Source organism: Sulfuricaulis sp. (genome assembly GCF_049587675.1).
Lineage (GTDB): Bacteria > Pseudomonadota > Gammaproteobacteria > Acidiferrobacterales > Sulfurifustaceae > Sulfuricaulis.
Genome location: NZ_JBAVEJ010000083.1, coordinates 1 through 1,654, shown reverse-complemented (window position 1 = coordinate 1,654; position 1,654 = coordinate 1). Strand labels below are relative to the sequence as shown.

At 61.5% G+C, this 1,654-nt stretch carries 2 protein-coding genes; both read right to left on the bottom strand.

Annotated elements, in window-relative coordinates; translation table 11 throughout:
• Positions 1-311, bottom strand: a 311-nt coding sequence (locus tag WB402_RS04375; RefSeq protein WP_424205698.1) for a site-specific integrase, incomplete at its 3' end; no start/stop codon positions are given.
• Positions 308-1,567: a tyrosine-type recombinase/integrase gene (locus tag WB402_RS04370; protein WP_424205697.1), complete on the bottom strand. Its 1,260-nt coding sequence runs from the start codon at positions 1,565-1,567 to the stop codon at positions 308-310. The genes WB402_RS04375 and WB402_RS04370, both read right to left, overlap by 4 nt.
• Between the last annotated feature and the right edge of the window lie 87 nt (positions 1,568-1,654).

The window sequence follows — 1,654 nt, the reverse complement described above, 5'->3', positions numbered from 1 at the left end:
GCCTTGGCCTGTACCGGTGACGCCGAGAGTATCTGCTGGCTGACGATCCAATCGAACAGGCGCCGGACATAGCCCAGCAAGTTGTTGTAGCTGCGTGGGTTGGTGCGCTGGCGGGAAGCCAGGAATGCCTGTAGGCATCCAGGGTCAATCGCTTCGATGCGGTCGATGCCTTGCTCGTTCAGAAATCGGTCGAGCAATCGCAGTTGGCGATCTTCGTTGGCGAACTTACACCCCACGGCCCGTTTGACTCGCAGGTACTGTTCGATGTGAGGCGCAAGGGGGCTGTGAAAGCCATTCCAGTGGGCGGTCATAACACATCCTCCGCATCTGCAATGACGAGCTCACGCAGCTTATGCACCGCCACCTTGCCGTAGACCAGCGTGGAAGCAGGCGCACGATGGCCAACGTAGTCGCCGATGATCTTGAAGGGAACATCGGCTTCGACGAGATGCTGCACGCAGGCATGGCGCAGGGTGTGTGACCCGGCCCGCGTCACGTGGATGTCGGCGCTGCGCATCCTGCCACCGACCATGGATGAAACCGCTGAGTGCTGCATCGGAGCGTAGGGCGACCTGGCCGTGAGAAAGACCTGGCGGTGTGCCACATCGGTTCGTCGAACCTGTAAATACCCGATGACTGCTTCACCGGCCGTCGCCGAGAGCGGGTAGCGGGTCGAGTGACCACCCTTGCGCATCGGGATGCTGATTTGCGCATGCTTCCAGTCGAAGTCGTCCAGGCAAAGAGCGGCGATTTCCCTGGCGCGCAGTCCGTAGCTGGCCAGCAACACCAGAATGGCGTAGTCGCGCTTGCCCAGATCGGAGCGTTGGTCGATGCTGGCAAGCAGCCGCTCGACGTCCTCCCAGCGGATGGCGCGAGGAAGGGATGCCTGTCGGTAGACACGGCCGCGCGGCACGCTGCGCACGAGATCCGTGGCCACGATGCCCTCACGGTGCAGGTAGCGGAGAAAGGCGCGCAAGGCGCATGCGCTGCTGAGCATGCCGGACTTGTGCAGGGTCTTGGCGCGCTCGTTGAGGAACTCGGTGATGCAGGCCGGCGTCAGCTCGGCCAAAGCGATGTTGGCTCGCGCCAGATACGCCTCGAAGGGGCGCAGCGTAAAAAAGTAGTGATTAAGCGTGGCTTGGCGTAGACCCTTCTCGCTCACCAGAAAGGTGAAGAAGCCTGGGGCGGAGACGGAAAACGGCATGGCAGGCTTATTGCCCGGCCGCGTGTAGCCGGGCAAGGCCACGCACAGCATCCGCTCTACGGGGACACGGCTTTGCGCGACGACGGCCGCGACGTCCTGTGCACTCTTGCACCAGCCGCCATGCTCGGCCTTCCACCGTTCAACAAAGGCATCGACATGATCGGGAAGCTCCTGTAGCTGGGTAACTCCCCTGGCGAGGACGAAGTCGTTGAAGTGCGCAAGTGCCCGGACATGCTGCCGGATCGTGGCATTGCTCGTGTGCTGCTCGTCGAGCCACTGGGCGTAACACTCAATCTGCGGCCCCAGCCACAGAGCCTTGATGCGGTCAATCGCCTTGAATGACCGGAAGTGGCGTTCCAACATGACAATCACCTCTCTGGAAAAAGGAAGGAGATGTCATGTTGCGCATGACCTGTCGTTATGTGCCCTGATGCCGATCAGGAGTCCTTG